The 861-nt window shown below is 49.1% G+C and carries 3 tRNA genes and 2 rRNA genes; all 5 read right to left on the bottom strand.

The features are described from left to right. Positions 1 to 45: 45 nt before the first annotated feature. Positions 46 to 119, bottom strand: a tRNA-Arg gene (locus M3226_RS31475). Positions 120 to 155: 36 nt separating this feature from the next. Then, positions 156 to 240, bottom strand: a tRNA-Leu gene (locus M3226_RS31480). Positions 241 to 254: 14 nt separating this feature from the next. Then, positions 255 to 329: transfer RNA gene (locus M3226_RS31485), tRNA-Glu, on the bottom strand. A gap of 41 nt (positions 330 to 370) precedes the next feature. Continuing rightward, positions 371 to 486: ribosomal RNA gene (gene rrf / locus M3226_RS31490) — 5S ribosomal RNA — on the bottom strand. An 81-nt stretch (positions 487 to 567) separates the two neighbouring features. Further along, positions 568 to 861 (bottom strand): 23S ribosomal RNA (locus M3226_RS31495); the annotation flags it as partial.

Below are 861 nucleotides of genomic sequence, written 5' to 3' on the forward strand. Positions count from 1 at the left end.
TCCCAAACCAAGTGCTCTACCAAGCTGAGCTACTTCCCGTTAAAGTGCGCCCTGAGAGATTCGAACTCCCGACCTTTTGATTCGTAGTCAAACACTCTATCCAGCTGAGCTAAGGGCGCATTATATTGAAAGTTATTTTGCTTTGTAAAAAAACTTGGTGCGGGTGAAGGGAGTCGAACCCCCACGCCTTACGGCGCCAGATCCTAAGTCTGGTGCGTCTGCCAATTCCGCCACACCCGCATTTACACTGTTAATGGTGACCCCTACGGGATTCGAACCCGTGTTACCGCCGTGAAAGGGCGGTGTCTTAACCGCTTGACCAAGGGGCCCAAAACTAAAATAGGCAAAATAATAGCCCCAAAGGGGCAAAGCCTGGCAACGTCCTACTCTCACAGGGACAAAGTCCCAACTACCATCGGCGCTGAGAAGCTTAACTTCCGTGTTCGGTATGGGAACGCGTGTGACCTTCTCGCCTTAATTACCAGACTATAAAATTAGAGAGATCGTTCTCTCAAAACTAGATAATATAGAAGAATATTGTAAAAACGAGTTAGTTCGCTTTAAAACTTGGTTAAGTCCTCGATCGATTAGTATCAGTCAGCTCCACATGTCACCACGCTTCCACCTCTGACCTATCAACCTGATCATCTTTCAGGGATCTTACTAGCTTGACGCTATGGGAAATCTCATCTTGAGGGGGGCTTCATGCTTAGATGCTTTCAGCACTTATCCCGTCCGCACATAGCTACCCAGCGATGCCTTTGGCAAGACAACTGGTACACCAGCGGTGCGTCCATCCCGGTCCTCTCGTACTAAGGACAGCTCCTCTCAAATTTCCTGCGCCCACGACGGATAGGGACC

It is taken from the genome of Neobacillus cucumis, from assembly GCF_023715505.1.